This is a genomic window from Rhodoferax sp. (genome assembly GCF_012927445.1).
Classification (GTDB): Bacteria; Pseudomonadota; Gammaproteobacteria; order Burkholderiales; family Burkholderiaceae_C; genus Rhodoferax.
In genome coordinates this window covers 247,643-270,624 of record NZ_JABBPD010000007.1, presented here as the reverse complement: position 1 = coordinate 270,624, position 22,982 = coordinate 247,643, and the positions used below count along the sequence as shown (strand labels likewise).

Below are 22,982 nucleotides of genomic sequence, written 5' to 3'. Positions count from 1 at the left end.
AAAAAGACACATGGCTGGCTAACGGAGGAAGCGAAAAGCAGGCGTTGCGCGGTGCGACCGGGCCGACGTCATGGTTACCATCAACGATCGGAAAGCGCAACGCAAATGCGAACAGTTCTCATTGTAGAGGAAATATTGCAACACCCTGCGTTGCTGAAAGCGCGCCCGGCGGCAGGTCCGGCCCCCTCCGTGATAATCGCGCCATGTCTGAGAACGAGTCCCTTTCTGAAAATCCGGCAACGGCCAGGTCCGCGCCCTTGGCCCCGGTGCGCCCCAGCGCCCGCTTCATGCTGTCGCACCCGGCGCACTTCATTGCCCTGGGTTTTGGTTCCGGCCTGAGCCCGCTGGCGCCCGGCACCGCTGGCACCTTGTGGGCCTGGCTGGCATTTGTGGCGCTGCAACCGTGGATGAATGACACGCGCTGGGCCGTGCTGATTGCCCTGTCGCTGCCGCTGGGCTGGTGGGCCAGCACCGTCACCGCCAGAAACATGCGGGTGCTCGACCCCAGCAGCGTGGTGTGGGACGAGATCGCCGCCTTCTGGCTGGTGCTCTGGCTGATTGCGCCGGCCGGCTGGTGGGCTCAGCTGCTGGCGTTCGCCCTGTTTCGCTTCTTTGACGCGGTCAAACCCGGGCCGGTCGGCTGGGCCGATGCGTTGTTTCACGACGTCAATACGACCACCGACCCCGCCGCCTGGCGCAAAGCCGGCTTTGGCATCATGCTGGACGACGTGGTGGCGGCCGCGTGCGCCCTGCTGGTGATCGCCGGCTGGAGATTTTTTCAATGACGAATTTGCTATTCAAACAAGAGCTATCGACGCAGCAGTTGTGCGGGCTCATGGCCGATTTACTGTTAAAAAAAGGACTGAAACTGGTCACCGCCGAAAGCTGCACCGGTGGCCTGATTTCTGCTGCCTGCACCGATCTGGCCGGCTCCAGCAACTGGTTTGAGCGCGGCTTCGTCACCTATTCCAACGAGGCCAAAACCGAGCTGCTCGGCGTCGAAGAACGCTTGCTACAACGCGCCGGCGCCGTTTGTGAAGGCGTGGCGCGGGCCATGGTGCAGGGCGCATTGGCGCATTCGCATGCCCAAGTGGCGGTGGCCGTCACCGGGGTGGCCGGCCCCACCGGCGGCAGCCCGGCCAAGCCGGTCGGCACCGTCTGGTTCGGCTTTGCCGTGCCGGGCCAGGTCGTGACCGAGAAATGTCACTTTGCCGGCGACCGCGCGCAAGTGCGGGCCGCCACCGTGCAGCACGCCTTGATGCGGCTGGTGGAACTGCTGGCCAACTAACTCCGGGAGCGCTCCATGCACTGGTTTGAAGGGTTTGAAATCCGTCACTTCGAGGTCGATGGCGCGCAGATTTACGCACGGGTCTCAAGCGGCCTGCCGGGCGACCGGCCGGCCCTGCTGTTGCTGCACGGCTTTCCGCAAAGCCATGTCATGTGGCACCGGGTGGCGCAGCAGTTGCAGAGGGATTTTTATCTGGTGATGCCGGATTTGCGCGGCTATGGCGACTCCGCCAAGCCCGCCGGCTTGCCGGACCACAGCAACTACAGCAAGCGCACCCTGGCGCAGGACATGGTGGCCGTGATGGACGCGCTCGGGCTTGACACCTTCGATCTGTGCGGCCATGACCGCGGCGGGCGCGTCGCGCACCGGCTGGCGACCGATCACCCGCAGCGCGTGCGCCGGCTGTGCGTGATCGACATCGCGCCCACACTCGACATGTACAACGCAACGGACTTCGCCTTTGCCCGCGCCTACTACCACTGGTTTCACCTGATCCAGCCCGCGCCCCTGCCCGAGACCATGATCAACTGCAACCCGCTGGCCTATCTGCACGCCAAGCTCGGCGGCTGGGGCGCAGGCGGCCTGGACCACATCGAACTGGCGGCGCTGGCCGAGTACGAACACTGCTTCAGCCAGCCCGCCACCGTCCACAGCCAATGCGAAGACTACCGCGCCAGCGCCGGCATCGACCTGACGCACGACCGCGAAAGCCGCGCCCGAGGCGACCAGATTGCGTGCGACATGCTGGTGCTGTGGGGCGAACGCGGCGTGGTGCACCAGTTGTTCAAACCGCATGAACTCTGGCAGGCGCAATGCGCGGGCACCGTGACGGGGCAGACCCTGCCGGCCGGGCACTTCATCCCGGAAGAATTGCCGCAGGCCACGGCGGCGGCGCTGCTTGATTTTTTTAGGCACGGCCAATAGGCCTTCCGGTCGGCCCCCATTTGCGGCTTGGTGCCGGGCGTCGTCATGGACGATTGGGCGGCGCGTGGCCTTTTGCCCGGTTTGTAGTTCCCACGCAAACCGCGTAAGATTTCGTCGACTAGGCCGACTAACTCTTGGGAGTAATGCAATGAGCAACCATGTCTACAAGCTGCTTGAACTGACCGGCTCTTCCAGCGTCAGTATTGAAGATGCCGTGAGTACCGCCATCGCCAAGGCGCATGAGACGGTAAGGAACATCCAGTGGTTCACCATCACCGAGACGCGTGGCCATGTGGTCGATGGCAAGGTGGCGCACTGGCAAGTTTCCCTGAAGGTCGGATTCACGCTGGAATAGCTGCCATCACGCATGGAAAGGATCGCGGCGTGTGCCGCGATCCTGTGCGTTGACCCCTTCACAGTTGCGGTCGTTCCGCATTCCTTTGCCGCCGCGTTTCTTGGCCTCCAGCAGTCACGCGCAATGGGTTGGATTGATGCGGCTGGTTCGAGCCTTGATTCGCTCCCCGGAGCGGTCGATTCTGAGAACTTGGAAATCGAGAGCCCAATGCTGACATAGGGGCCCGTGTGGCAATATTCCAAATCGTAATCCTCCCGACATGCGCCACCTCAGTGTCCGACAGTTTGTAGCATGGAGAGATTTAGAAAGGGATGTCGTCTGTCAAAGCCTCATGATCCACAAGATATAGCTGAACGGCTTTTCCGTCGATGGTTTGCACAGAATCTAGCTTGAGGAAAGCAATTTCACCTGCTGTGATCTGAGAACCCAGCCTTGTCTCAAACTCCAACAATTCCGACCCAAGTCGTCTCCTGTGTCGGCCCAAAATGCTGGGGAGACTTTCCGCGGATTGAGCCGTCGAATTACCTGCGCAATCTTCCACAAGGCTGAGAAATTCTGCATAGGTATCGACTGGAATATCCAACCTTTTTGCACGGTACTCAAGTATGAAAACCGAATTAATCAGATGCTCAATAATTTCAAAAGCGACCCGCAGTTCGGTTTCTTTAGGCTCTAGAATTTCGTGAGCCGCGTCATTGCCCAAGAATCGAATGGCGTGCAGTCTCTTTTTGTCACTGCTGGATATGCTGCCATTTTTGAACAGCAAGTCAATGCGCTTTTCAAGAGACGTTCCTGAAATCTTTAGATGATTGCACACCGCTTCTATCGTCGCACGTAACCCAATACTTGCAATGATGGAGGCATCGCCAGCGTACGAAGCTAACGTTTGCGTATACACCTTTCTTATAACTGCGGGAACCGCGTATAGGTACTGCAGCTTTCGGTGCCCGATCACGGTCTTAGGGAACAGATTGATCTTGATCTCGTGGGTTGCCTTACCGCTTAGTGATTCTTTGACTTTCTCAAAATCGTCATACCGGTGCCGAAACCCAACTGTCTCACACCCTAGACATTCAAGAGTCTGCCAAGTGTCTAATTCGTTGTAGAAGTCGGCATCGCCTTTCTTTTCCAGCGAAAATAAAATTTTGTGCCGCGTTCGCAGGCCACAAGTTCTACAGTTTGTCTTTAGAACGGAATCCGCCATATCATCAGCCTAGTTGAAATGATCGACCCCGTTCAAATAACACGGGGGCTGTAAATAGAACGGACCATAGGAGCGGCCAAGCCGAGGCATTCAAGCCCCGGCCGCTGCTGCCTTCACGCCATGCCGCAGCACTTCTTGTATTTCTTGCCGCTTCCGCAAGAACACGGGTCGTTGCGGCCCGGTGTCACCACCTTGTGCAGGGTTGGCACACGCGGGCCGAAGGTGCGCCACAGTTCGTGCAGGTCGTAGACCGCCCAGACGGCATCGGCAAAATTATTCAGGCGGTTCAGGCTGAGGCTGGGCGGGCCTTCCTCATCAAACACGGACAGGGTTGGGGTGTCGGTATCGTCCTCGGTCAGGGCAACGATGGCGTCCAGCGCGCCATTGAGCCACTTGACGGCGGCCTTGTCGCGCGGTGCAGCCCATTCTTCGGGCCAAGCCTCGACGGCAAACATGAAACCCAGCGCCCACACCTGAGCGAAGGCGGGCAAGGCGTCATCGCCCATCTCGGCGCGTTCCTCTTCCGGCAAGGCTGCAATCGCGCCACGCACGTCCATCACTTCGGGTTCGTAGGCGGCCTCATCGTCCAGCGCCTCGACCTTGGTGTTGAGGGCCTCGGCCACTTCGTTCCAGCGCCGCGTCCACAACTCGGTAAAGCGCATCTGCTGGGCGGCGTCGGCAAACGAGCCTTCGTCTTCTTCGCCTGTTGCATCTTCCGAGCCCACCGCCAGCAGCACGGGCAGGTATTCGGAAGCCGGGATCGGGCGACGGCAGCAGATCAGCGCCGCCATGAAGCCTTCGCAAAATTCCCACTGCGGCGTTTCGTCGTAGCGGGTGCGCAGCTCGTCCAGGATGGCGTCAATTTCGTCAAACTCGTCCGGGCTCAGGGCGGCGGGCGTGAGGATGGGCGATCCGTCTAAAGGGTCCACAGGGATGGGGGTCAAGTCTTGGTTCATCCCTCTATTTTGCCCTGCCCGCGGGGCCGCAACCGGTGTCGACCGCCTCATGCTACCAACTTAATAGCTTTATACGCATGCACATCAAGGGCTAGCAACCGTTTAGCCATGCAAAGCACGGCGTTGTCCTTGCTCAACAGCGTGGCCTGGTGGGCCACGGCCAGATCGATGAACTTCTGGTCATCCGGGTCGCTGCAGGTCACGCTGGCCTTGGGCGCCACCTCGACCAACTGTGCCTGCGCATCGAACTGGGCCAGCACCTCGGCGGCGCTGCGTTGGTAGAACGCCAGCCGCACGACGATCTTGGGGTAGGCCAGCACCCGTTCCAGCTCATCGCGCATCGGCTGTGTGCTGATCCACTGGAATTGCTGGCTGGCCAGCGCCGCTTTGAGCGGCAAGGTGGCCGGGTCATGGAAGAGGAAGGCGTCCAGCACGATGTTGGTGTCGAGGACGATCATTTGGTCCGCGCCGAGCCCTTCACCATGTCAAAGCGGAACATGCGGCACTCGATCGGGCCGTTCCACATCGGCACGCGGCGCGATTCTTTCAGGCGCATTTTGCTCGGCAGTTTCAGGTCGGGCGTCAGCACCCAGGCGGTCCAGTTGGGGTAGTTTTTCTTCCAGTGAGCGGCCAGCTGGCTGAAAAACTCAACACCTTCCTCAAGCTGCGGCAACTCGCGGGCGCCAAAGCGGCCTTCCTGGGCGGCGCTGCCGGCGATACCCGCCACTTCGATCCGCTCGCCATAGGGTGGATTGAGCATCATCACGCCCGGGCCTTCCACGGGCGGCATCCGTTGCAAGGCATCGCCACCGCGAAACTCGATGACGTCGGCGACCCCGGCGCGTTCGGCGTTGCGCTGGGCAAAGTCGACCATCCGGTGCGACACATCGCTGCCAAAAATAATCGGGTGCTGGTCGGGCTCCCGCACCACCTCGGCCTCCTTCGCTTCTTTTTTCATGGCGTCCCAGTCGGCGCGGCGAAACGGCAAATACTTCTCAAAGGCAAAGTGGCGCAATGAGCCGGCGGCGATGTTGCAGGCCATCTGCGCCGCTTCAATCGCAATCGTGCCGCTGCCGCAGCAGGGGTCGTACAGCGGCAGCAGGTCGTCCTCGCCCTCCATCCAGCCGCTGGCGGCGAGCATGGCGGCGGCCAGCGTTTCTTTCAAGGGCGCGTCGCCCTTGTCTTCGCGCCAGCCGCGCTTGAACAGCGGCTCACCTGAGGTGTCGATGTAGATCGAGCAGTGGTCGGTGGTCAGGTGGGTGTAGATACGCACATCGGGCCACTGGGTGTTGACGTCCGGGCGCACGCCGCCGGCGGTGGCGCGGAAGCGGTCGCACACGGCGTCCTTGATCTTGAGCGCGGCAAAGTTGAGCGAGGTCAGCGGGCTGTGCTGCGCCGTCACTTCGACCTTGATGCTCTCTTTCGGGGTGAACCAGCGCTCCCACGGCACTTCGCTGGCGGCACGGTACAGGTCCTGCTCGCTGCGGTACTCGGTGAACGACAGCAGCACCAGCACGCGCTGGGCCAGCCGGCTGTAGAGGTTGAGCAGCATCGCATGCGCCAGTGAGGTGCGCACCGCCACGCCGCCACGCTGCTTGGTGACGCAGCCCGGTGGCAAGCCGGTGATGCGCAGCACCTCGGGCTCCAGGTAATCTTCCACGCCGGCGGCGCAGGGTAAAAATAATTGAAGTTGGTTCACTTGAATTGTCTCAATGGGGTCAAAAACCGGCCGCGCAAGGATGCGGGCCGGCGGTAGTCAACGCGTATTACAGCGCTTTTCTCAAGGAAGCAGGGGCAATTCGCAGCCCCTCGCGGTATTTGGCGACGGTGCGCCGGGCACAGTCGATGCCCTGTTCTTTGAGCATTTCGGAAATCTGATTGTCGCTGAGCGGCTTTTTCTCGCTCTCGGCGCCGATAAATTGCTTGATCAGCGCCCGCACCGCCGTGCTGGAGGCGTTGCCGCCCGAGTCGGTGCCGAGGCCCGAGCCAAAGAAATACTTGAGCTCAAAGGTGCCAAACGGCGTTGCCATGTACTTGGCGGTGGTGACCCGGCTGATGGTCGACTCGTGCAGGCCCAGTTCATCGGCAATCTCGCGCAGCACCAGTGGGCGCATGGCCAGCTCGCCATGGGTGAAGAAGCTCTTTTGCCGCTCGACGATGGCGTTGCTGACGCGCAGAATGGTGTCAAAGCGCTGCTGGATGTTCTTGATGAACCAGCGCGCTTCTTGCAGGCGCTGCTGCAGCGCGGCATGGTTGGCGGCGTCGTTGCCGCCGCCCTTGTGCTGCTTGAGGGCGTTGGCGTAAATGTCATGCACCCGCAGGCGCGGCATCACCTCGGTGTTGAGGCGCACCTGAAACTTGGCTGCAGCCCCCTTGCCAACCTTGACCACCAGCACATCCGGCACCACGATGTTGCGCTCGACATCGACAAAACGGCGGCCCGGCTTGGGCTCGAGCCGGGCAATCAGGGCAATGGCTTCGCGCACGGCGGCGTCAGGCGCGCCAGTGAGCTGCACCAGCCGCTTGATGTCGCGCCGGGCCAGCAGGTCCATCGGTTGGGCGCAAATGCGCAGGGCCACTTTAGCCACCGCCATCAGGGGCTTCGGCACCGGGTCCGCCGCACTCTGTGCCAGCAGTGCCTGCAACTGCAGACGCAGGCACTCGGCCAGGCTCTGCGCCCCGACGCCAGCCGGCTCCAGGCTTTGCAGCAGCGACAAGGCCACGGTGAAATGGTGCACCAGTTGTTCGACCTGCTCGGTATCCTCACCCGCCAGTCCCTCGGCCAGCGAGGTCAGCGTGTCTTCCAGATAACCATCGTCATTCAGCGATTCGATCAAGAACCGCAGGGCGGCCCGGTCTTCTTCACTCAGGTGAAAGGCCAGTGCCTGCCGGTGCAGGTAGCTTTGCAGCGACTGCTGGCTGCTGGCCAGGTCGGTGATGTCCGCGTCGTCAGTGCCGTTCAGGTTGTTGCTGCTGGGTTTGGCGTCGCCGCCCCACTCGCTGTCGTCCGGCGACAGGGTGGCGCTGCCGTCGCCCTCCCAGCTTTGGCCGTCGTCCGCCGACAGCGGTGTGACTTCTGAGTCATTTTCGACGGTAACCCTTGTCTCGCCTGCGTACTCAGCTATTGAATTTGTAGCAGATTCGGCCGCCAGATCGTCATTGCGCACCGGCGTGTCGGCTTGCGGCAGACCGAACTCCTCGCGTGGCGGCTCGTCCGCGTTCTGCTCCAGAAACGGGTTGTCATCCAGCATCTGGTCCACTTCCTGGCTGAGCTCCAGCGTCGACAACTGCAACAGCCGGATCGATTGCTGCAACTGCGGCGTCAGCGCCAGCTGCTGCGAAACACGAAGTGACAGGCCTTGCTTCATCTACATCTTAAAGTGTTCGCCGAGATAGACCCGACGCACTTCGGCGTCATTGACGATCTCGGACGGTGTGCCTTGGGCCAGCACGGTGCCATCGCTGATGATGTAGGCGTGGTCACAAATACCCAGGGTTTCACGCACGTTGTGGTCGGTGATCAGCACCCCGATGCCCCGGTTTTTCAGGAAACTGATGATGCGCTGAATCTCGATCACGGCAATCGGGTCAATGCCGGCAAACGGTTCGTCCAGCAGAATGAAGCGCGGCTGGGTCGCCAGCGCCCGCGCAATCTCGACCCGGCGGCGCTCGCCGCCGGACAAGGCCAGCGCCGGCGTTTCGCGCAGGTGGTCCACGCGCAGGTCCTGCAACAGACCGGTCAGCCGCTTCTCCAGCTCGGCTTTGGCCAGCGGTTTGCCCAGTTCGTCCTGCTGCAACTCCAGCACCGCCCGCACGTTTTCCTCAACATTGAGTTTGCGGAAAATGGAGGCTTCCTGCGGCAAATAGCTCAGTCCGAGCCGGGCTCGCCGGTGAATCGGCATGTGCGCCACCGACTGGCCGTCAATCGTGATGTCCCCGGCCGTGGCATGCACCAACCCGACAATCATGTAGAACGAGGTGGTTTTACCGGCGCCGTTCGGCCCCAGCAGGCCGACGACCTCGCCCTTGCGCACCACCAGCGACACGTCTTTGACCGCCTTGCGGCTGCCATAAAACTTCTGCAGGTGACTGACCTCCAGCCGGCTCTCGTCGTGGTCGGACTCCAGCCGGGGCGGCGTTTCCATGACAGGCAGGTCTTGCGTCACTTTTTCTCTCCCTCAAGCCGGGTCGAGTCGCGCAGCACCGGGCCCGGCGTTGGCGGCTTGCTGGCGCCGCCAGCCGGGGCCGTTGCGGCCGCGTCCGGTGCCGGCGTCAGCATGGCCCGCACCCGGCCGGCCGGGGCGCCCGGACTGCTCTTGGCCACGGTGCCATCGACCGTGAAAATATCGGTTGTGTTGTTGTACAGAATCACCCCACCGGTGAACTCGTCATTCAGATTGGGGCCCCGGTAACGGCGCAGCTGCGCCCGGGTGATGAACTTCACGGTATCTGCCTTGCTGTCGTACTCAATCACTTCGCCTTCGCCCTCAATGAACTCGTCCACCGCTTCGCGCTTTTGCCGGTAGAAGGCGAGCTTGCCCGGCTCGGCGGTCACCACGCCAAACTGGTAGCCGTCCGCATCCTGGCGCACGTCGATCTTGGCGCCCCGGATCAGGATCGTGCCTTTGGTCAAAATCACCCGCCCGGTGAAGATGCTGGTCTGCTTCAAATCGTCGTAGCGCAGGGCATCGGACTCCACATTCATGGGCTTGTTGCGATCGGCCTTTTCCGCGCAGGCGAGGCCCCCGGACAGGGCCAGGGCCGCGATCAAAAACAAATGAGAAAGGGGTGATTTCATAAAGGCACGAATCTTGCGTTAACGTCTTGTTTTTTGATTGTAACGACCAGCAGCCGGGTCTGCCGCCCCGCACCGCTCTTCGGCCGGGGCGCCGCTCGGCCAGATCGAACTCCGTCGGTACGTGACGCGCAAATGACGGTTCTATCTTGCGCTGGATCAGTGACTCGCGCTTGCGCTATCGCAACGGCGCATGCGCCCGGCCAACGCGATTGAGCGTGACGCTCAATGTCCGCTGCGGATTTGTGCGGCCAGAAATTCGACAATCGCCAACGCACGGTCCAGGCTCTTGGCCAGTGTGCCGTCGGTATAGAAACGTCCCGCCACGCCCAGCGACGGAACGCCTTCGACCTTGTAGGCATTCTGCAGCTGGGTGCCACGCGCCACCTTGGTCGAGACCGAGAACGAGTTGTACTGCTCCAGGAACTTGGCTTTGTCTACGCCCTGCTTGGCCACCCAGTCGGCAATCGCGTCACCCTGGCTCAGGTTTTGCTTTTCAACGTGGATGGCGGCGAACACCTTGCTGTGCAGCTTGTCGACCAAACCCATGGCCTCCAGGGCGTAGAACAAGCGCTGCTGCGGCACAAAACTATCCTGGAAAGCGACCGGAACCCGGCGCACGACGAGGTCTTTGGGGGCGCGCTTGCGCCAGGCATCAAAGGTTGGCTCGAACACATTGCAGTGCGGGCAGCTGTACCAAAAAAACTCGACCACTTCAATTTTGCCAGCGGGCGCCTCGACGGCAGCGCGTTTTTCCACCAGTAAATAGTCCGTGCCCGCGACGGGCGGCTTGACCTGCGCCAGTGCCGGTGACTGAATAAAAGCCGCACCTGCCAAAGCACTGCAGACCAGAGAAAAATCACGACGCTTCATCTTTAAACACTCCTGTTAAATGAATCAGACCGAGCCAACTTGAAAAAGTTCGTCAAGCCGTTCCGTACCCCGACGTTAGCAAACTACCGTTGCACGCGAACCAGGGCTGTTTCCATGCCCGCTGCTTCCAGTTTCTCCTTGGCTTTGTCGGCCTCTTCCTTTTTGTCAAAGGGACCCACGCGCACCCGGAACACGGTGCGACCGGCCTGTTCACGCTCGGTCACTTTGGCTTCGACGCCGCCGAGCGATAACTTGGCCCGCTGGCTCTCCGCGTCTTCCGGGGTCCGGAAGGCGCCGACCTGCACGAAGTAAGAAAACGGCTCGACCGTGGCGCTTGAGGCACGCGCTTTGGCCAGATCGCCCAAAGGATCGGCCGACACCGCGGGTTTGGCCGCCGCTTTAGGGGGAACCGCCGCCGCCGGCGCGACGACCGCTGGCTTCGCGGCCGGCACGGCCACAGGGTCGGTCGCCGGCACCGCCGGTTCAGGCGCGGGCGTCACAGGGCGAACCGGGTTTTTGCCGTACAAGGGGGTGTTGGGATCCCAGTCTTTGTTTCTTTTGACCTCCGCGGCATCCTGGTCGGCCGTCCGACTGGCACCCCGGTTGACAAACGGAATAGGCACTTTGGTGACGTAGACGGCAACCGCCAGCGCCGCCCCGAGTCCGACCACCACGCCAATAATGAACCCCAGAATGGTTCCGCCGCGTTGCTGTTTCATGCGCTAAACCTCAGTCTCTCAAGCTTGTTTTACATTTTTTGCGGGGCACTCACGCCCAGCACTGCCAACCCATTGTGCAACACCTGCGCCGTCGCCGCGACCAGCGCCAACCGAGCCCGTTTGACGACTTCGTCGTCCACCAGAATGCGCTCGGCATCGTAATAACTGTGGTAGCAGGCGGCCAGTTCGCGCAGATAGAACGTAACGTCGTGCGGCGCAAAGTCCACGGCCGCAGCGGTCAGCATGTCGGGGTATTTGGCCAGCAGCAGCATGAGCGCAAGGGCCTGCGGGCTTTGCAGCGGCGACAGGTCGGCTTGCTGCAGGCTGGCCACCTCACCGCCGTCCTTCTCGCGCCAGGCCGCCAATACCGAACAAATCCGGGCGTGGGCGTACTGCACGTAATAGACCGGGTTGTCGTTGTTCTTGGCAATCGCCAGGTCGACGTCAAAGGTGTATTCGGTGTCGGGCTTGCGGCTGAGCAAAAAGAACCGGACCGCGTCCTTGCTGGTCCATTCGATCAGGTCACGCAGCGTCACGTAGCTGCCGGCGCGCTTGGAAATTTTGACCTCCTCGCCACCCTTGACGACGCGCACCATGGTGTGCAGCACGTAGTCCGGGTAGCCTTGCGGGATGCCGACGTTGGCGGCCTGCAGGCCGGCGCGCACGCGGGCGATGGTGCCGTGGTGGTCGGTGCCCTGGATGTTGACCACCTTCTCGAAGCCGCGTTCCCATTTGGTGATGTGATACGCCACATCGGGCACAAAGTAGGTGTAGCTGCCGTCGCCCTTGCGCATGACCCGGTCTTTGTCGTCGCCATACTCGGTGGACTTGAGCCAGAGGGCGCCGTCATGTTCGTAGGTCTTGCCAGCGTCGTGCAGTTTCTTCACGACGTCATCGACCTTGCCGCTCAGGTACAGGCTGGATTCCAGGTAATAGTTGTCAAACTGGACGGCAAACGCCTTCAGGTCCAGGTCTTGCTCATGGCGCAAATACGCCACGGCGAACAGGCGGATGTCATCGAGTTCCTCGACGTCGCCCGACGCGGTGAACTCGCGGTCGTCCGAGCGCACCGTTTTCTTTTCCAAGAAGTCCTTGGCAATGTCGGCAATGTAGTCGCCGTTGTACGCCAGCTCCGGCCACTCCGGGTCGCCCGGCTTGAAGCCCTTGGCGCGCAGCTGGGTGCTGGTGGCCAGTGTGCCGATCTGCACGCCGGCGTCGTTGTAATAGAACTCGCGGTACACCTCCCAGCCCTGGGTCTGAAACAGGTTGCAGATGGCGTCGCCCAGCGCCGCCTGGCGGCCATGACCCACATGCAGCGGGCCGGTCGGGTTGGCGGAAACAAACTCCACCAGCATGCGGTGACCGGTGTCGGTCTGCTTGCCAAACGCTGTGGCCTGCGCCAGCACCTCGCGCACGATCTGCTGCTTGGCTTCGGGTTTCAGTTTGATATTGATAAAGCCGGGGCCGGCAATGTCAATGGCCGCGACCCAGCGTTGAAACGGCGCGGCCGCCAACAACTCGGTGCGCAGGTTTTCGGCCAGTTGACGTGGGTTGAGCTTGAGCGGCTTGGCCAGTTGCATGGCGGCGGTGGTGGCCAGGTCACCATGGGCGGCGACCTTGGGCGACTCAAAAGCGGCTTTGGCACCCGCACCGGGAAGGAGTTTTTCCAGGGCTTGCGCCAGGGATTCGAGCAATTCAATTTTTACAGACAGCATGCCGCTGATTTTACGAGGGACTCCGGGCCTGTCCGATTCACGCAACGGTAACGCTTTGTCATCCGGTTTGCCAAGCGGCACGTTGTGTGCTGGAATCCAGTCCGGAATTCCCTCCAAACCCTTTCAAAGGATGCACCATGAAGAAGTTTTTGACCCTCCTGAGCCTAGGCCTTTCTCTTTCTCTGGGGGCTGCCCACGCCGCTGACGCGCCCGCGGCCACCGCCAAGACGCCGCAGCAAAGCAAAATGGGCATGTGCAACCAGGAGGCTGCGGGTAAAAAAGGGGATGAACGCAAGGCTTTCATGAAAGAGTGCCTGAGCGCCAAACCAGCCGCCGCGGCCGGCGTCGACAAAAAAACTGCCCAGCAAGACAAGATGAAAGCCTGCAACAAGGACGCGGGCGAACAAAGCCTCAAGGGCGACGCGCGCAAGGCCTTTATGAAAGACTGCCTCAGCAAGTGAGCCGGCTGACGCTTTTCAAAGCGTCAGCAACCGTAAAAATACCCCGCCAGTTTCGCTGGGCGGGGTTTTCTTTTGGCATGATGCAGCCATGACGACCCGTACTATTCAGTCCCCCTCCCTCTCCTGCGTGGTTCCTGCCTTCAACGAAGCACGCAATCTGGCCACCGTGGTGCCTCATATTTTGGCAACCCTCGCGACGCTGAGCGATCGCATCGAGCTGATCGTGGTGGATGACGGCAGCCGGGATGACACGACCCAGGTGATGCAGGCGCTGTGTGCGGCGCATCCTGAAGTGGTCTACCTCAAGCTGTCGCGCAACTTTGGCAAAGAGCCGGCCCTGACCGCCGGCATTGATGCCACCCGGGGTGACGTGGTTTTTTTGATGGATGCCGATGGTCAGCACCCCGTGACACTGCTGCCCGAGATGCTGCACAAGTGGCGACAGGGCTCCGACGTGGTGTACGCGGTGCGCAAAACGCGCGACGACCAGTCCGGACTGCAGGTCAGCCTGACCGGGTTGTTTTACAAGCTGGTCAATTACGGCAACCGGGTCCAAATTCCGGCCAACGCGGGCGATTTCCGGCTGATGGACCGCAAGGTGGTGGACGCCCTGAAAAGCCTGCCCGAACGCAACCGCTTCATGAAAGGGCTGTACGCCTGGGTTGGCTTTGACAGCACCGCCATCGACTACCAACCGCTGCCCCGTGCCGATGGCAAGAGCAATTTTGGTCTGCGCGGCTCGCTGTCGCTGGCACTGACCGGCATTCTGGCGTTTTCCATTGCCCCGTTGCGGGCCTTGACCCTGGTCGGATTGGTGTTGGCCGCCATCGCGCTCGGCTATGGTGGCTGGGTGGTGATCGATTATTTTGTCTGGGGCAACGCCGTCCCGGGCTATGCCACGATCGTGGTCGGCATGATGTTTTTCAGCGGCATCCAGCTGCTCTCCATCGGCGTGCTGGCGGAGTATGTGGGCCGTATTTATGAAGAGGTCAAACAGCGTCCGCCCTACCTGATCAGCCAGCGCGAAGGCCAGGGGCTGACTGGCGCCGTGCCGGCAGCGGGTGCTGGGCTGTCTTTGCCCGCGCAAGAAACATCGCTGCTTTGAGCGCGTCCACCTTCTGGTTTCTGGCGGTCGGCGGCAGCGCCGCCCTCACGCACATGGCGGTGTTTGCGCTGGCCCAAGGCCGGATGCTGGCGGAGCTGGCCAATGCCCTGGGTTTTTTGATTGCGTTTTTTGTCAGCTTTGCCGGCCACCGGCTGCTGAGCTTCAAGGATGCGGGCACCAGCGTCGGCACCAGTTTGGGCCGGTTTGCCATCACGGCACTGGCTGGCTTTGCCAGTAATGAACTCGTCTTTATGCTGCTGTTGCGCGGGCTGGGCTGGCCCGCGCTGCTGGCGTTATTTGTCGCCCTGCTCTTTGCAGCCGGGCAAACCTTTGTGTTCAGCCGCTTTTGGGCCTTCCGCCGCTAAGGGGTGCCCCGACTGGTAAAGCAGCCAGCCGGCGCCCTGGAAGTACAGCTTCCAGCCGGCCAGACCTTCCGCCATGCCATTGCCCGTGCTCACCACCAACCAGTTGCCCGGCGTGAGTCCCGCTTGCGGCAGCACCTCAGGCGACTGCAATACCTTGGCCGCCTGTGCATCAAAATCAGCGCCTTCAAACAACTCGCGTTGCCAGCCATCGCCCGTCTGCTGGCGCAGCATGGGCCAGTTCTCCAGCACCACCAGCGGTTTGCTGGTCTGCGCATAAAACGGCAGGTCGTAGGGGTAAGCGCCCGATACATACACGGTGTCCGAGGGGCGCGCCGCACAGGCCAGGGCGCGGGCCACGTCCTGCGAGCGGCCGGTGCGGGTGACCTCGCCCACCTGGGTCATCAAAACGAGGGCGCCCACGATGTTGAGCAGGCACAGCGCGGCAAAAATCTTGCCGGCGCGAGCCCGGTGCGCCATGCTGCGCTCCCAGCCGAGGGCAGATAACAGCGCCAGCGCCGGCATCACCGGCAGCACATAACCAATCAGCTTGGAGTTGGGGATTGAGAAGAACGCCATGATGGCCACGGCCCAGATCCAGCACAGACTCCACCAGGCTTTGGCGATGAGCGGTGCCGCAGTCGGAGCCTGAGTGAGCGGCCGGCGCACCTGGTTCAGGGCAAAAAATACCCAGGGGAACAGCAGCAACACCACCGACAACAGGTAAAACCACCAAGGCTGCGGGTTGTTGTAGGTGGCCGCGGTGTAGCGGTTGAACTGCTGGCCAATGAACATGTAATTAAACAGTTGCGGGTGCTTTTGCTGGGCCATGACAAACCACGGCAGGGCGATGGCGGCAAACAGCGCCAGGCCACTGAGCCAGGGCAGATACAGCACTTTTTTGAATTGCCGCGTCCAGAGCAGCCAGATAAAAATCACCAGTCCCGGCAAGGCGATGCCGATCAGCCCCTTGCTGAGCATGCCGAAGGCGCAAGCGACAAAGCCGAGCCGGGCCAGCGTGGCATTGGGTTTGTCCCCGGCCATGAAGGCAAACGCAAAGCACCAGATCGCCACCCCAATCCAGGCGGCCACCGCCATGTCGTGGTTGATGTATTGCCCGCCCACCAGAAAGGTCAGGCTGGTGCCCAGCATGATGACCGCGCGACGGGCAATTTGCTCGGTGCTGATGGTGCGCGCCGACAGGTACAGGACGATCAGCATCAGGCCGACGTGCAGCGCAGGCACCAAGCGCAAGGCCAGCTCATTGACGCCAAAGGTGGCCAGCGAGATCGCCTCCAGCCAGTACAAAAAGGGTGGTTTGTGAAAGAACGGCAGGCCATTGAGGCGCGGCGTCAGCCAGTCGCCGCTTTGCAGCATCCAGCGACCAATTTCACCGTAGCGGCCTTCGTCGGGCACGGCCAGCGGCCGCATGGCGGCCATCAGCAGCAGCACCAGCCAGAGCAGGGCCAGGGTCAGCCAGGATTTTTGTCGTTCGGTCAGGGATTTATTCACTGGCAAATTTTAGCGGGCATGGCTGCTTGCCCGCGCCGCGCTATGCCGAACAACCCCGCACCAGCCGCACCCCGGCGCGGCTGAGCGCAGCGCTGAAGTCGGTACCCATCAGGTAATTGAACTCCTGGGCACGGGCGATGCCGATCTCATCGTCCGGCTCCGCCGCCTGCGCCGGGTGGCACATGATGATGCTGCCGGCCGGCGCCGTGCGTAACCAACCGGCCATCAGCTCGGCATAGCGTGCTGGCGTGCCTGAGAAATCATAGATGCCTAATAAGGCTCTAGCCCCCGTCACACCTGCGCGAGCAGCTATTGTTTCGAGAGCACGGGCGCCCATCGCCGCGATCACGCGACTTTTCAGATCGGCGGCGCCCGCCGGCGCCCGCGAAATGCGCAAGTAGGGTTTGTGCGCACCATAGCGACGGGCCAGGGCCTGTACCAAGGCTTCGCGAATGCCGGCAAACTGCTGCACATGCTGGTGGCCATCGACATAGTCGGGCGGCGCCTGCCACTGCGCTTCAAACAAATCAAGTTGGCGTTCGATCACGGCACGCGCCGCGGTCTGGTCAAAGCCGCCCAACGCGGCCTTCAGCATGGCCGCCTTCAGCGACAGGCCGTGCCCGGCGGCAACGGCAAAGTCACTGGTCCAGTCCAGGTGCAGGCCGACGTCAAGGCGGCCGCGCAGCTCTTGCAGCAGCGCCACGTCCTGCGGCCAGCGCGGTGACAGCACCATGACGCTGGTGGCGCTGATGCGCCCGAGCGCCGCCAGTTTGGCAATGCCGAGCGAGGCGCTGGCGTGCACCGCAAAGTCATCGGCGCACAGAATCACGCCTTTGCTGGCACGGTTGTCGTTGGGCATCATTGCGCCTTCCAGTAGCCGGCCTGGCCGTAATGGTGTTTGAGAAAATCAATCCACAAGCGCACGCGCAAGGGCAAATGTTTGGCTTGCGGAAACACGGCGTAAATGCCATTGGCCGGCGCTGCAAAATCATCCAGCACCGCCACCAACGCCCCGGCGGCGATCTCGGCCTCCACCTCCCAGGTGCTGCGCCAGGCAATGCCGTAACCCGCCAGACACCAGTCGTGCAGCACCTGGCCGTCCGAGCAACTCAGCGGCCCGCCGGGTTTGAGGTGCAGCAGTTCACTGGCATCGCCTTTTGGCACCTTGAAGGCCCAGCCCCGGGTTTGCGAGGCGTCGCTGGACAGGGTCAGGCAATCAAAGCGGGACAAATCATGCGGGTGGAGCGGGGTGCCGTGTTGCCGCAGGTAAGTCGGCGTCGCCACGCACAGGCGGCGGTTGTCGGCCAGCCGCACGCTGACCAGGCTGGAGTCCGGCATGTCGCCGACCCGCACCGCGCAGTCAAAGCCTTCGCCGGCCAAGTCAACCACCCGGTCGCTCAAATTCAGGGAAATGGTGACCTCCGCGTGCCGCTCGCGAAAGCGCGGCACCAGCGGCGCCACGTGCCGCCGCCCGAAGCCGCCCGGGGCTGTGATGCGCAAATGCCCACTGGCCTTGATGCCGCCGGCCGAGACACTGGCCTCGGCATTGGCAACGTCGGCCAGCAAGCGCTGGCAGTCTTCCAGAAACGCGCTGCCTTCGTGCGTGAGCGAAATGCGCCGCGTGGTGCGCACCAGCAGCTTGACACCGAGGCGTTCTTCCAGCGCATCGAGCCGGCGCCCCATGATGGCGGGCGCCACGCCTTCCGCAATGGCGGCGGCCGTCAGGCTGCCACGGGTGGCGACCGAGACGAAGGATTCGAGTTGCTTGAACTTGCTCATGTCGGCCTGATTACCCGCATAAAAGTTAATAGTAGATCGCTTATTTGTTCTATTAGATCATTTCTCAACTTCTGCGCCAACCGCCGCGCCTGGCGCCGCTTGGCTCACGCCACCGCGTGGCGGGTACGCAGCGCCGCAATGGCCTGCGGGGTGTAGCCCAGCCCCGTCAGCAGTTCCTCGGTGTGCTGACCGCAAGTCGGTGGCTGCAGCCGCACGCCCAGCCGCTGGCCGTCCATGGTGAACGGGAACAGCGTGGTTTGCGCGGTCTGGCCGGCGCGTTCGCCATCCGGCAGCGTGATGTCGGCCAGGCCGCCGGTGGCCAGCAGGTGTTCGTCGTCAAACAGTTCTTCGGGCTTGCGAATCGGCGCGAACGGCAGTTCATGCGCCTCCAGCAGCGCCGCCAACTCGGCCGCACTGCGGTCGGCCAGACGCTCGCGCAGGATCGGCAACAGGGTGGCGCGCAGGCGCACCCGGTCGTTGTTGCTGGCGTACTGCGCCTCATGTTTGAGGTCGTCGAACCCCAGCGCATCGCAAAACGTCAGCCACTGTGCGTCGCTCACTGCCGCCAGAAAGATCTGTTCGCCGTCCTTCACCGTGAACACGTCGTACACCGCCCAGGGTGAAATACGCGCCGGCATTGGCGCCGCCGGCTGGCCGGTGACGGCGTACTGCAGCATGTGCTGGCCGACCAGGAATACATTGTTCTCAAACAGCGCGCTTTGCACCTCCTGCCCTTTGCCGGTGATGCCGCGCTGGAGCAGCGCGCCCAAGGTGCCGATGGCGCCGAACATGCCGCCCATGATGTCGTTCACGCTGGTGCCGGCACGCAGCGGGTCGCCCGGGCGGCCGGTCATGTAGGCCAGCCCGCCCATCATCTGCACCACCTCGTCCAGCGCGGTGCGGTGCTCGTAGGGGCCGGGCAGAAAACCCTTGTGACTGACATAGATCAGGCGCGGGTTCACTTGCGACAGGGCGGCATAGTCCAGCCCGTATTTGCCCATGGTGCCGGGCTTGAAATTTTCCGCCACCACGTCCGCCGTCGCGGCCAGCTGGCGCGCCACGGCAGCGCCTTCGGGCGAGTGCAGGTCCAGCGCGATGCTTTTCTTGTTGCGGTTGAACATCGGGAAAAAGCCAGCGCCCGCACCCAGCAGGTGCCGGGTGCGGTCGCCGTGCAGCGGCTCAACCTTGATCACCTCGGCCCCCATGTCGGCCAGCACCATGCCGCAGGTCGGGCCCATGACCATGTGGGTGAATTCGACCACCCGCAACCCGGCCAGGGGCAGCGGGGCCGACGCCGGCGCGGGTAAACCGGGGGCGGAGGGCGGGCGAGCATTGGGCGGTGTTGGGTTCACGTTGTGCATAGATTTCGGTAGGTTCGATGGCGAACGTCGGGACGGAAAAGTCCATCCCTGTCGCCCTGGCTTTACCGGACTTTACCTACTCAGATGAGGGACGTCAGCCGCCTGTCCGCAGAAATTGATAACAATACAGCTATTAGAGTTAACCCTGTCTTCCGTACCGCAAGCCTTCATGCCCCTCAAAGTCGCCCCCCTGGCAGGACCACCCCCCGCCCTGCACCGCCCCACGCCCGAGCTGGCCTGCCAACTCAGTGTGGTGGTGCCTGTGTTCAACGAAGAGGCGGTGATCGCCCTGTTTCATGCGCGCCTGATCCAGGTGCTGGCCGCTTGCCCGGGGGTGCATGAAATCATTTACGTCGACGACGGCAGCACCGACAGTTCTCCGCAAGTGCTGGAAAACTTGCGCGTCACATGCCCCCTGGTGGGCGTGGCCCGGCTGAGCCGAAACTTTGGCAAGGAGCGCGCCATGACGGCCGGCCTGGAACTGGCCCGGGGCGAAGCGGTGATCATTCTGGATGTCGATTTGCAGGACCCGCCCGAGCTGATTCCGTCCATGCTGGAGGCCTGGCGCGCCGGGGTCGATGTGGTCAACATGCGGCGCACCGGGCGGGACGGCGAAACCGTCGTCAAAAAAGCCACCGCGCATTTCTTTTACCGCATCATCAACCGGCTGAGCGACGTCACCATCCCCAGCGATGTCGGCGATTTTCGCTTGTTCAGCCGGCGCGCGGTGGACGCGCTGAACCGGCTGCCCGAGTCCAACCGCTTCATGAAAGGCCTGTTCGCCTGGATCGGTTTTAAACAAGTGACGCTGGACTACCACCGCAAGTCTCGGGCGGCGGGGCTCAGCAAGTGGCCCTATTGGAAGTTGTGGAACTTTGCCCTGGAAGGGGTGACTTCGTTTTCCACCGTGCCTTTGCGCATCGCGTCTTACGTCGGATTTTTAAGCGCCCTGGGGGCTTTTTTGTATGCCCTGTATTTTCTGGTCAAGACCACCTTTTGGGGTGACTCGGTCAAGGGCTTTCCCACGTTGATCGAGTTTGTGTTGCTGCTCGGCGGCCTGCAGTTGATGGCGATTGGCATCATGGGCGAGTATGTCGGTCGGATTTATCTGGAGTCCAAGCGCCGCCCCATTTACCTGCTGGATTCGTTCACGCCCGCGACCCTGACGGCAACCGACCCTGCATGAGCCAGCGACCTCTTCCCACAGAAACCCAAACTCAAGCGCCCGTCTGGTGGGCCTTGGCCATTTTGCTTAGCCTGCGCTTGATCAGCTTGGGGCTGTACCCGCTGATGGACAACACCGAAGCCCGTTATGCCGAAATCTCGCGCGTGATGGGGGTGCTGGGCGACTGGGTCACCCCCTGGTATGACACCGGCGTGCCCTTCTGGGGCAAACCGCCCCTGTCGTTCTGGACCACGGCGCTGAGTTTTGGCCTGTTGGGCGTCAACGAGTTTGCCGCACGCCTGCCGCACTTTCTGGCCGCACTGGGGGTGGGTTGGCTGGTGTGGGGCTGGGCACGGCAACGCTCGCAACAGGAGGCGTTGACGGCCATTGCCTTGCTGGCCGGCAGCAGTCTGATGCTGATTTCGGCCGGGGCGGTGATGACCGACATGACGCTGCTGGTCGGCATCACGCTGGCCATGCGCGGCTTCTGGCTCGGCCTGCACGGCGATGCGACCCAGCGGCGGCGCGAAGGCTGGCTGTTTTTTCTCGGCCTGACTGTGGGGCTGCTGGCCAAGGGACCGCTGGTGCTGGTGCTGGCCGGCTTGCCACTCGGTCTGTGGACAATCTTTAATTGGCAATGGGCGCGCGTCTGGCGCCACTTGCCCTGGCTGCGCGGCAGCCTGGCCGTCCTGTTGCTGGTTGGCCCCTGGTATGCGGTGGCGGAACTGCGCACCCCCGGTTTTCTGGATTATTTTTTGCTCGGCGAACACTGGCACCGCTTTGTCACGCCGGGCTGGACCGGCGACCGCTATGGCGTCGCCCACTCGGCGCCCTGGGGCAGCATCTGGGTCTATGCTGGGGTCGCGATGCTGCCCTGGTCGCTGCTGGTCCCGCTGGCGTGGTGGCGCTGGCGCACGGCGGGTGTTGTCGCCCAGTCGGTTGCCGCCTCTGACAAACCCTTGCAGCACTATCTGATCTTGTGGAGCCTGGCACCCGCCTTGTTCTTTACCTTCGCCGGCAATATCCTCTGGACCTATGCGCTGCCGGCGCTGCCGCCACTGGCCTTGTTGGGCGCGGGATGGCTGAGCCGGCACGCCGACCCGCGGCGCGTCAACCGCCTGCTGACCCTGGGCTTGATCCTGAGTGCGGTGCTGTTTGCCGGCTTTGTCGCCAGCCTGAACCTGAAGCAGACCGAAGACTGGCACACGACCCAGCGGCTGGTGGCCCACTACGACACGCTCAACACCCAGCAGCGCGCCCTGATTTTCTACCCCGAGCGGCCTTACTCGGCAGCTTTTTACAGCCGGGGCCGGGCCGAGCAAATCGCCCAACCGTCGGCGCTGCTCACCCGCCTGGCCGGCCAACCGGCCTTTCTGGCCGTCGAAACGACAGCCGTGGCCACCCTGCCAGCGGCGGTCCGCGCCCATCTGCAATGGCAAGGCCAGCATGGTGACTACACGCTGTTTTTAATTACCGACCTTTCGGTCAGGGATCAAGCGATTGATTGAACGTTAATCCGGGCCCCGGTATCGAATAAAGTACCCGTATGAAAAAATCCCGGGCGACTGTTCCCGAAACCCCCATGGCATCGACCCCGCCAGCGCCGCGCGCCGTGTTGTTCGACGCCTACGGCACCTTGTTTGACGTCTACAGCGTGAGCCTGCTGGCCGAGCAATTGTTTCCCGGCCACGGTCAGGCCTTGAGCCTGTTGTGGCGCGACAAGCAGATTGAATACACCCGGCTGGTGACCATCTGCAACGACGGCGCCCACTACCAGCCATTTTGGGCGCTGACCCGCTCGGCCCTCGTTTATGCTATCAATAGAATAGTGGTCCCCGCACAGCCGACGGGGGCTAGCGGCCTGTTTGATACTGAAATTGACCGTTTGCTCAACCAATACCGCCACTTGAGCGCCTTCCCGGAAAACCGGCAGGTGTTGAGCGAGCTCAAAGCCCGTGGCATCGTCACCGGGGTCTTGAGCAATGGCGAACCCGGCATGATCAATATGGCGGTCAGTTCCGCCGGGCTGGAAGGTCTGCTGGACCATGTCATCAGCGTCGATGCCGTGCGCAAATACAAAACCCATCCCGAGGCCTACGCGCTGGGCGAGCAGGCCACCGGACTGCCGGCCAGCCAGATTGTGTTTGTCAGTTGCAACGCCTGGGACGCACTCGGCGCCACCTGGTACGGCTACCAAACCCTGTGGGTGAACCGCTACCAGTTGCCGTTTGAAGAACTGGGCACACAGCCCACCCGCACCGGCAGCAGCCTGCGCGAAGTGCTGGACTTTTTCCCCGTCTGAGCGCTCCAAAGCCGATTCGTTGCAACCTCTCTCACGCGGCTGATGGCTGGACTTATCCGGTGAGCTTTGTATCATCCCCCCTGTTTTAGCCGGTTGTCGCCCTCTT

Annotated in this window: 24 protein-coding genes; 10 read left to right on the top strand and 14 right to left on the bottom strand. The window is 62.3% G+C overall.

Features of this window, described 5'->3' with window-relative positions:
• Positions 1–203: 203 nt before the first annotated feature.
• From HHJ17_RS13010 to HHJ17_RS12995, 4 genes are all read left to right on the top strand, one after another.
• Positions 204–785 carry a phosphatidylglycerophosphatase A gene (locus HHJ17_RS13010; RefSeq protein ID WP_296498066.1) on the top strand — a complete coding sequence of 194 codons (582 nt, stop codon included), beginning with the start codon at positions 204–206 and terminating at the stop codon, positions 783–785.
• Complete coding sequence (locus HHJ17_RS13005) at positions 782–1,288, top strand: CinA family protein (RefSeq protein WP_296498067.1); 507 nt, start codon at positions 782–784, stop codon at positions 1,286–1,288. Before HHJ17_RS13010 ends, HHJ17_RS13005 begins: the two co-directional genes overlap by 4 nt.
• Before the next feature lie 15 nt (positions 1,289–1,303).
• On the top strand, positions 1,304–2,212 hold the full coding sequence (locus HHJ17_RS13000; protein ID WP_296498070.1) for an alpha/beta hydrolase: 909 nt from the start codon (positions 1,304–1,306) through the stop codon (positions 2,210–2,212).
• Between the two features lie 148 nt (positions 2,213–2,360).
• Complete coding sequence (locus HHJ17_RS12995) at positions 2,361–2,567, top strand: dodecin (RefSeq protein WP_296498074.1); 207 nt, start codon at positions 2,361–2,363, stop codon at positions 2,565–2,567.
• 301 nt (positions 2,568–2,868) lie between these two features.
• Here HHJ17_RS12995 and HHJ17_RS12990 read toward each other — a convergent pair whose 3' ends face one another.
• The 10 genes from HHJ17_RS12990 to argS all read right to left on the bottom strand — a co-directional run bounded on the left by HHJ17_RS12990 (position 2,869) and on the right by argS (position 12,829).
• Positions 2,869–3,771, bottom strand: a complete 903-nt coding sequence (locus HHJ17_RS12990; RefSeq protein ID WP_296506076.1) for a DUF4145 domain-containing protein — start codon at positions 3,769–3,771, stop codon at positions 2,869–2,871.
• A gap of 113 nt (positions 3,772–3,884) precedes the next feature.
• Positions 3,885–4,727 carry a YecA family protein gene (locus HHJ17_RS12985; RefSeq protein ID WP_296506075.1) on the bottom strand — a complete coding sequence of 281 codons (843 nt, stop codon included), beginning with the start codon at positions 4,725–4,727 and terminating at the stop codon, positions 3,885–3,887.
• Positions 4,728–4,774: 47 nt separating this feature from the next.
• The gene (locus tag HHJ17_RS12980) at positions 4,775–5,185 is read right to left on the bottom strand and encodes a putative toxin-antitoxin system toxin component, PIN family (protein WP_296497068.1); all 411 of its coding nucleotides are present in this window, start codon (positions 5,183–5,185) and stop codon (positions 4,775–4,777) included.
• On the bottom strand, positions 5,182–6,426 hold the full coding sequence (locus tag HHJ17_RS12975; protein ID WP_296506074.1) for a THUMP domain-containing protein: 1,245 nt from the start codon (positions 6,424–6,426) through the stop codon (positions 5,182–5,184). Before HHJ17_RS12975 ends, HHJ17_RS12980 begins: the two co-directional genes overlap by 4 nt.
• A 67-nt stretch (positions 6,427–6,493) precedes the next feature.
• On the bottom strand, positions 6,494–8,095 hold the full coding sequence (gene rpoN, locus HHJ17_RS12970) for an RNA polymerase factor sigma-54 (protein ID WP_296506073.1): 1,602 nt from the start codon (positions 8,093–8,095) through the stop codon (positions 6,494–6,496).
• Positions 8,096–8,872 (bottom strand): LPS export ABC transporter ATP-binding protein, encoded by a 777-nt coding sequence (gene lptB, locus HHJ17_RS12965; protein ID WP_296506372.1) that lies wholly within the window; start codon positions 8,870–8,872, stop codon positions 8,096–8,098. It abuts the gene before it with no gap.
• 17 nt (positions 8,873–8,889) lie between these two features.
• Complete coding sequence (lptA, locus tag HHJ17_RS12960) at positions 8,890–9,525, bottom strand: lipopolysaccharide transport periplasmic protein LptA (RefSeq protein ID WP_296506072.1); 636 nt, start codon at positions 9,523–9,525, stop codon at positions 8,890–8,892.
• Between the two features lie 222 nt (positions 9,526–9,747).
• A complete protein-coding gene (locus HHJ17_RS12955; protein ID WP_296506071.1) occupies positions 9,748–10,395 on the bottom strand; it encodes a thiol:disulfide interchange protein DsbA/DsbL in 648 nt (215 codons plus the stop codon).
• Positions 10,396–10,478: 83 nt separating this feature from the next.
• Positions 10,479–11,114, bottom strand: a complete 636-nt coding sequence (locus tag HHJ17_RS12950; protein ID WP_296506070.1) for an SPOR domain-containing protein — start codon at positions 11,112–11,114, stop codon at positions 10,479–10,481.
• Positions 11,115–11,143: 29 nt separating this feature from the next.
• The gene (gene argS / locus HHJ17_RS12945; protein WP_296497074.1) at positions 11,144–12,829 is read right to left on the bottom strand and encodes an arginine--tRNA ligase; all 1,686 of its coding nucleotides are present in this window, start codon (positions 12,827–12,829) and stop codon (positions 11,144–11,146) included.
• 137 nt (positions 12,830–12,966) lie between these two features.
• Here argS and HHJ17_RS12940 point away from each other — a divergent pair, with 137 nt between their 5' ends.
• The 3 genes from HHJ17_RS12940 (at position 12,967) to HHJ17_RS12930 (ending at position 14,760) form a co-directional block, all read left to right on the top strand.
• A complete protein-coding gene (locus HHJ17_RS12940; protein WP_296497075.1) occupies positions 12,967–13,290 on the top strand; it encodes a PsiF family protein in 324 nt (107 codons plus the stop codon).
• 88 nt (positions 13,291–13,378) lie between these two features.
• Positions 13,379–14,395, top strand: a complete 1,017-nt coding sequence (locus HHJ17_RS12935; protein ID WP_296497076.1) for a glycosyltransferase family 2 protein — start codon at positions 13,379–13,381, stop codon at positions 14,393–14,395.
• Entirely contained in the window at positions 14,392–14,760 is a 369-nt protein-coding gene (locus HHJ17_RS12930) for a GtrA family protein (protein WP_296497077.1), read from the top strand. The genes HHJ17_RS12935 and HHJ17_RS12930 overlap by 4 nt, the downstream gene beginning before the upstream one ends.
• On the opposite strand, the gene HHJ17_RS12925 is transcribed toward HHJ17_RS12930, so the two are convergent.
• The 4 genes from HHJ17_RS12925 to HHJ17_RS12910 all read right to left on the bottom strand — a co-directional run bounded on the left by HHJ17_RS12925 (position 14,689) and on the right by HHJ17_RS12910 (position 19,400).
• Positions 14,689–16,269 carry a glycosyltransferase family 39 protein gene (locus HHJ17_RS12925; RefSeq protein ID WP_296497078.1) on the bottom strand — a complete coding sequence of 527 codons (1,581 nt, stop codon included), beginning with the start codon at positions 16,267–16,269 and terminating at the stop codon, positions 14,689–14,691. The two genes, HHJ17_RS12930 and HHJ17_RS12925, sit on opposite strands and share 72 nt — an antisense overlap.
• Before the next feature lie 40 nt (positions 16,270–16,309).
• A complete protein-coding gene (locus HHJ17_RS12920) occupies positions 16,310–17,131 on the bottom strand; it encodes a ChbG/HpnK family deacetylase (RefSeq protein WP_296497079.1) in 822 nt (273 codons plus the stop codon).
• Positions 17,128–18,048 (bottom strand): LysR family transcriptional regulator, encoded by a 921-nt coding sequence (locus HHJ17_RS12915; protein WP_296497080.1) that lies wholly within the window; start codon positions 18,046–18,048, stop codon positions 17,128–17,130. The genes HHJ17_RS12920 and HHJ17_RS12915 overlap by 4 nt, the downstream gene beginning before the upstream one ends.
• A gap of 104 nt (positions 18,049–18,152) precedes the next feature.
• Positions 18,153–19,400: a CaiB/BaiF CoA-transferase family protein gene (locus HHJ17_RS12910; protein WP_296506069.1), complete on the bottom strand. Its 1,248-nt coding sequence runs from the start codon at positions 19,398–19,400 to the stop codon at positions 18,153–18,155.
• A gap of 178 nt (positions 19,401–19,578) precedes the next feature.
• Here HHJ17_RS12910 and HHJ17_RS12905 point away from each other — a divergent pair, with 178 nt between their 5' ends.
• From HHJ17_RS12905 to HHJ17_RS12895, 3 genes are all read left to right on the top strand, one after another.
• Entirely contained in the window at positions 19,579–20,595 is a 1,017-nt protein-coding gene (locus HHJ17_RS12905; RefSeq protein ID WP_296506068.1) for a glycosyltransferase family 2 protein, read from the top strand.
• Complete coding sequence (locus tag HHJ17_RS12900) at positions 20,592–22,082, top strand: glycosyltransferase family 39 protein (protein WP_296506067.1); 1,491 nt, start codon at positions 20,592–20,594, stop codon at positions 22,080–22,082. The genes HHJ17_RS12905 and HHJ17_RS12900 overlap by 4 nt, the downstream gene beginning before the upstream one ends.
• Positions 22,083–22,156: 74 nt before the next feature.
• Complete coding sequence (locus HHJ17_RS12895; RefSeq protein ID WP_296506065.1) at positions 22,157–22,876, top strand: haloacid dehalogenase type II; 720 nt, start codon at positions 22,157–22,159, stop codon at positions 22,874–22,876.
• The last annotated feature ends 106 nt before the right edge of the window (positions 22,877–22,982 follow it).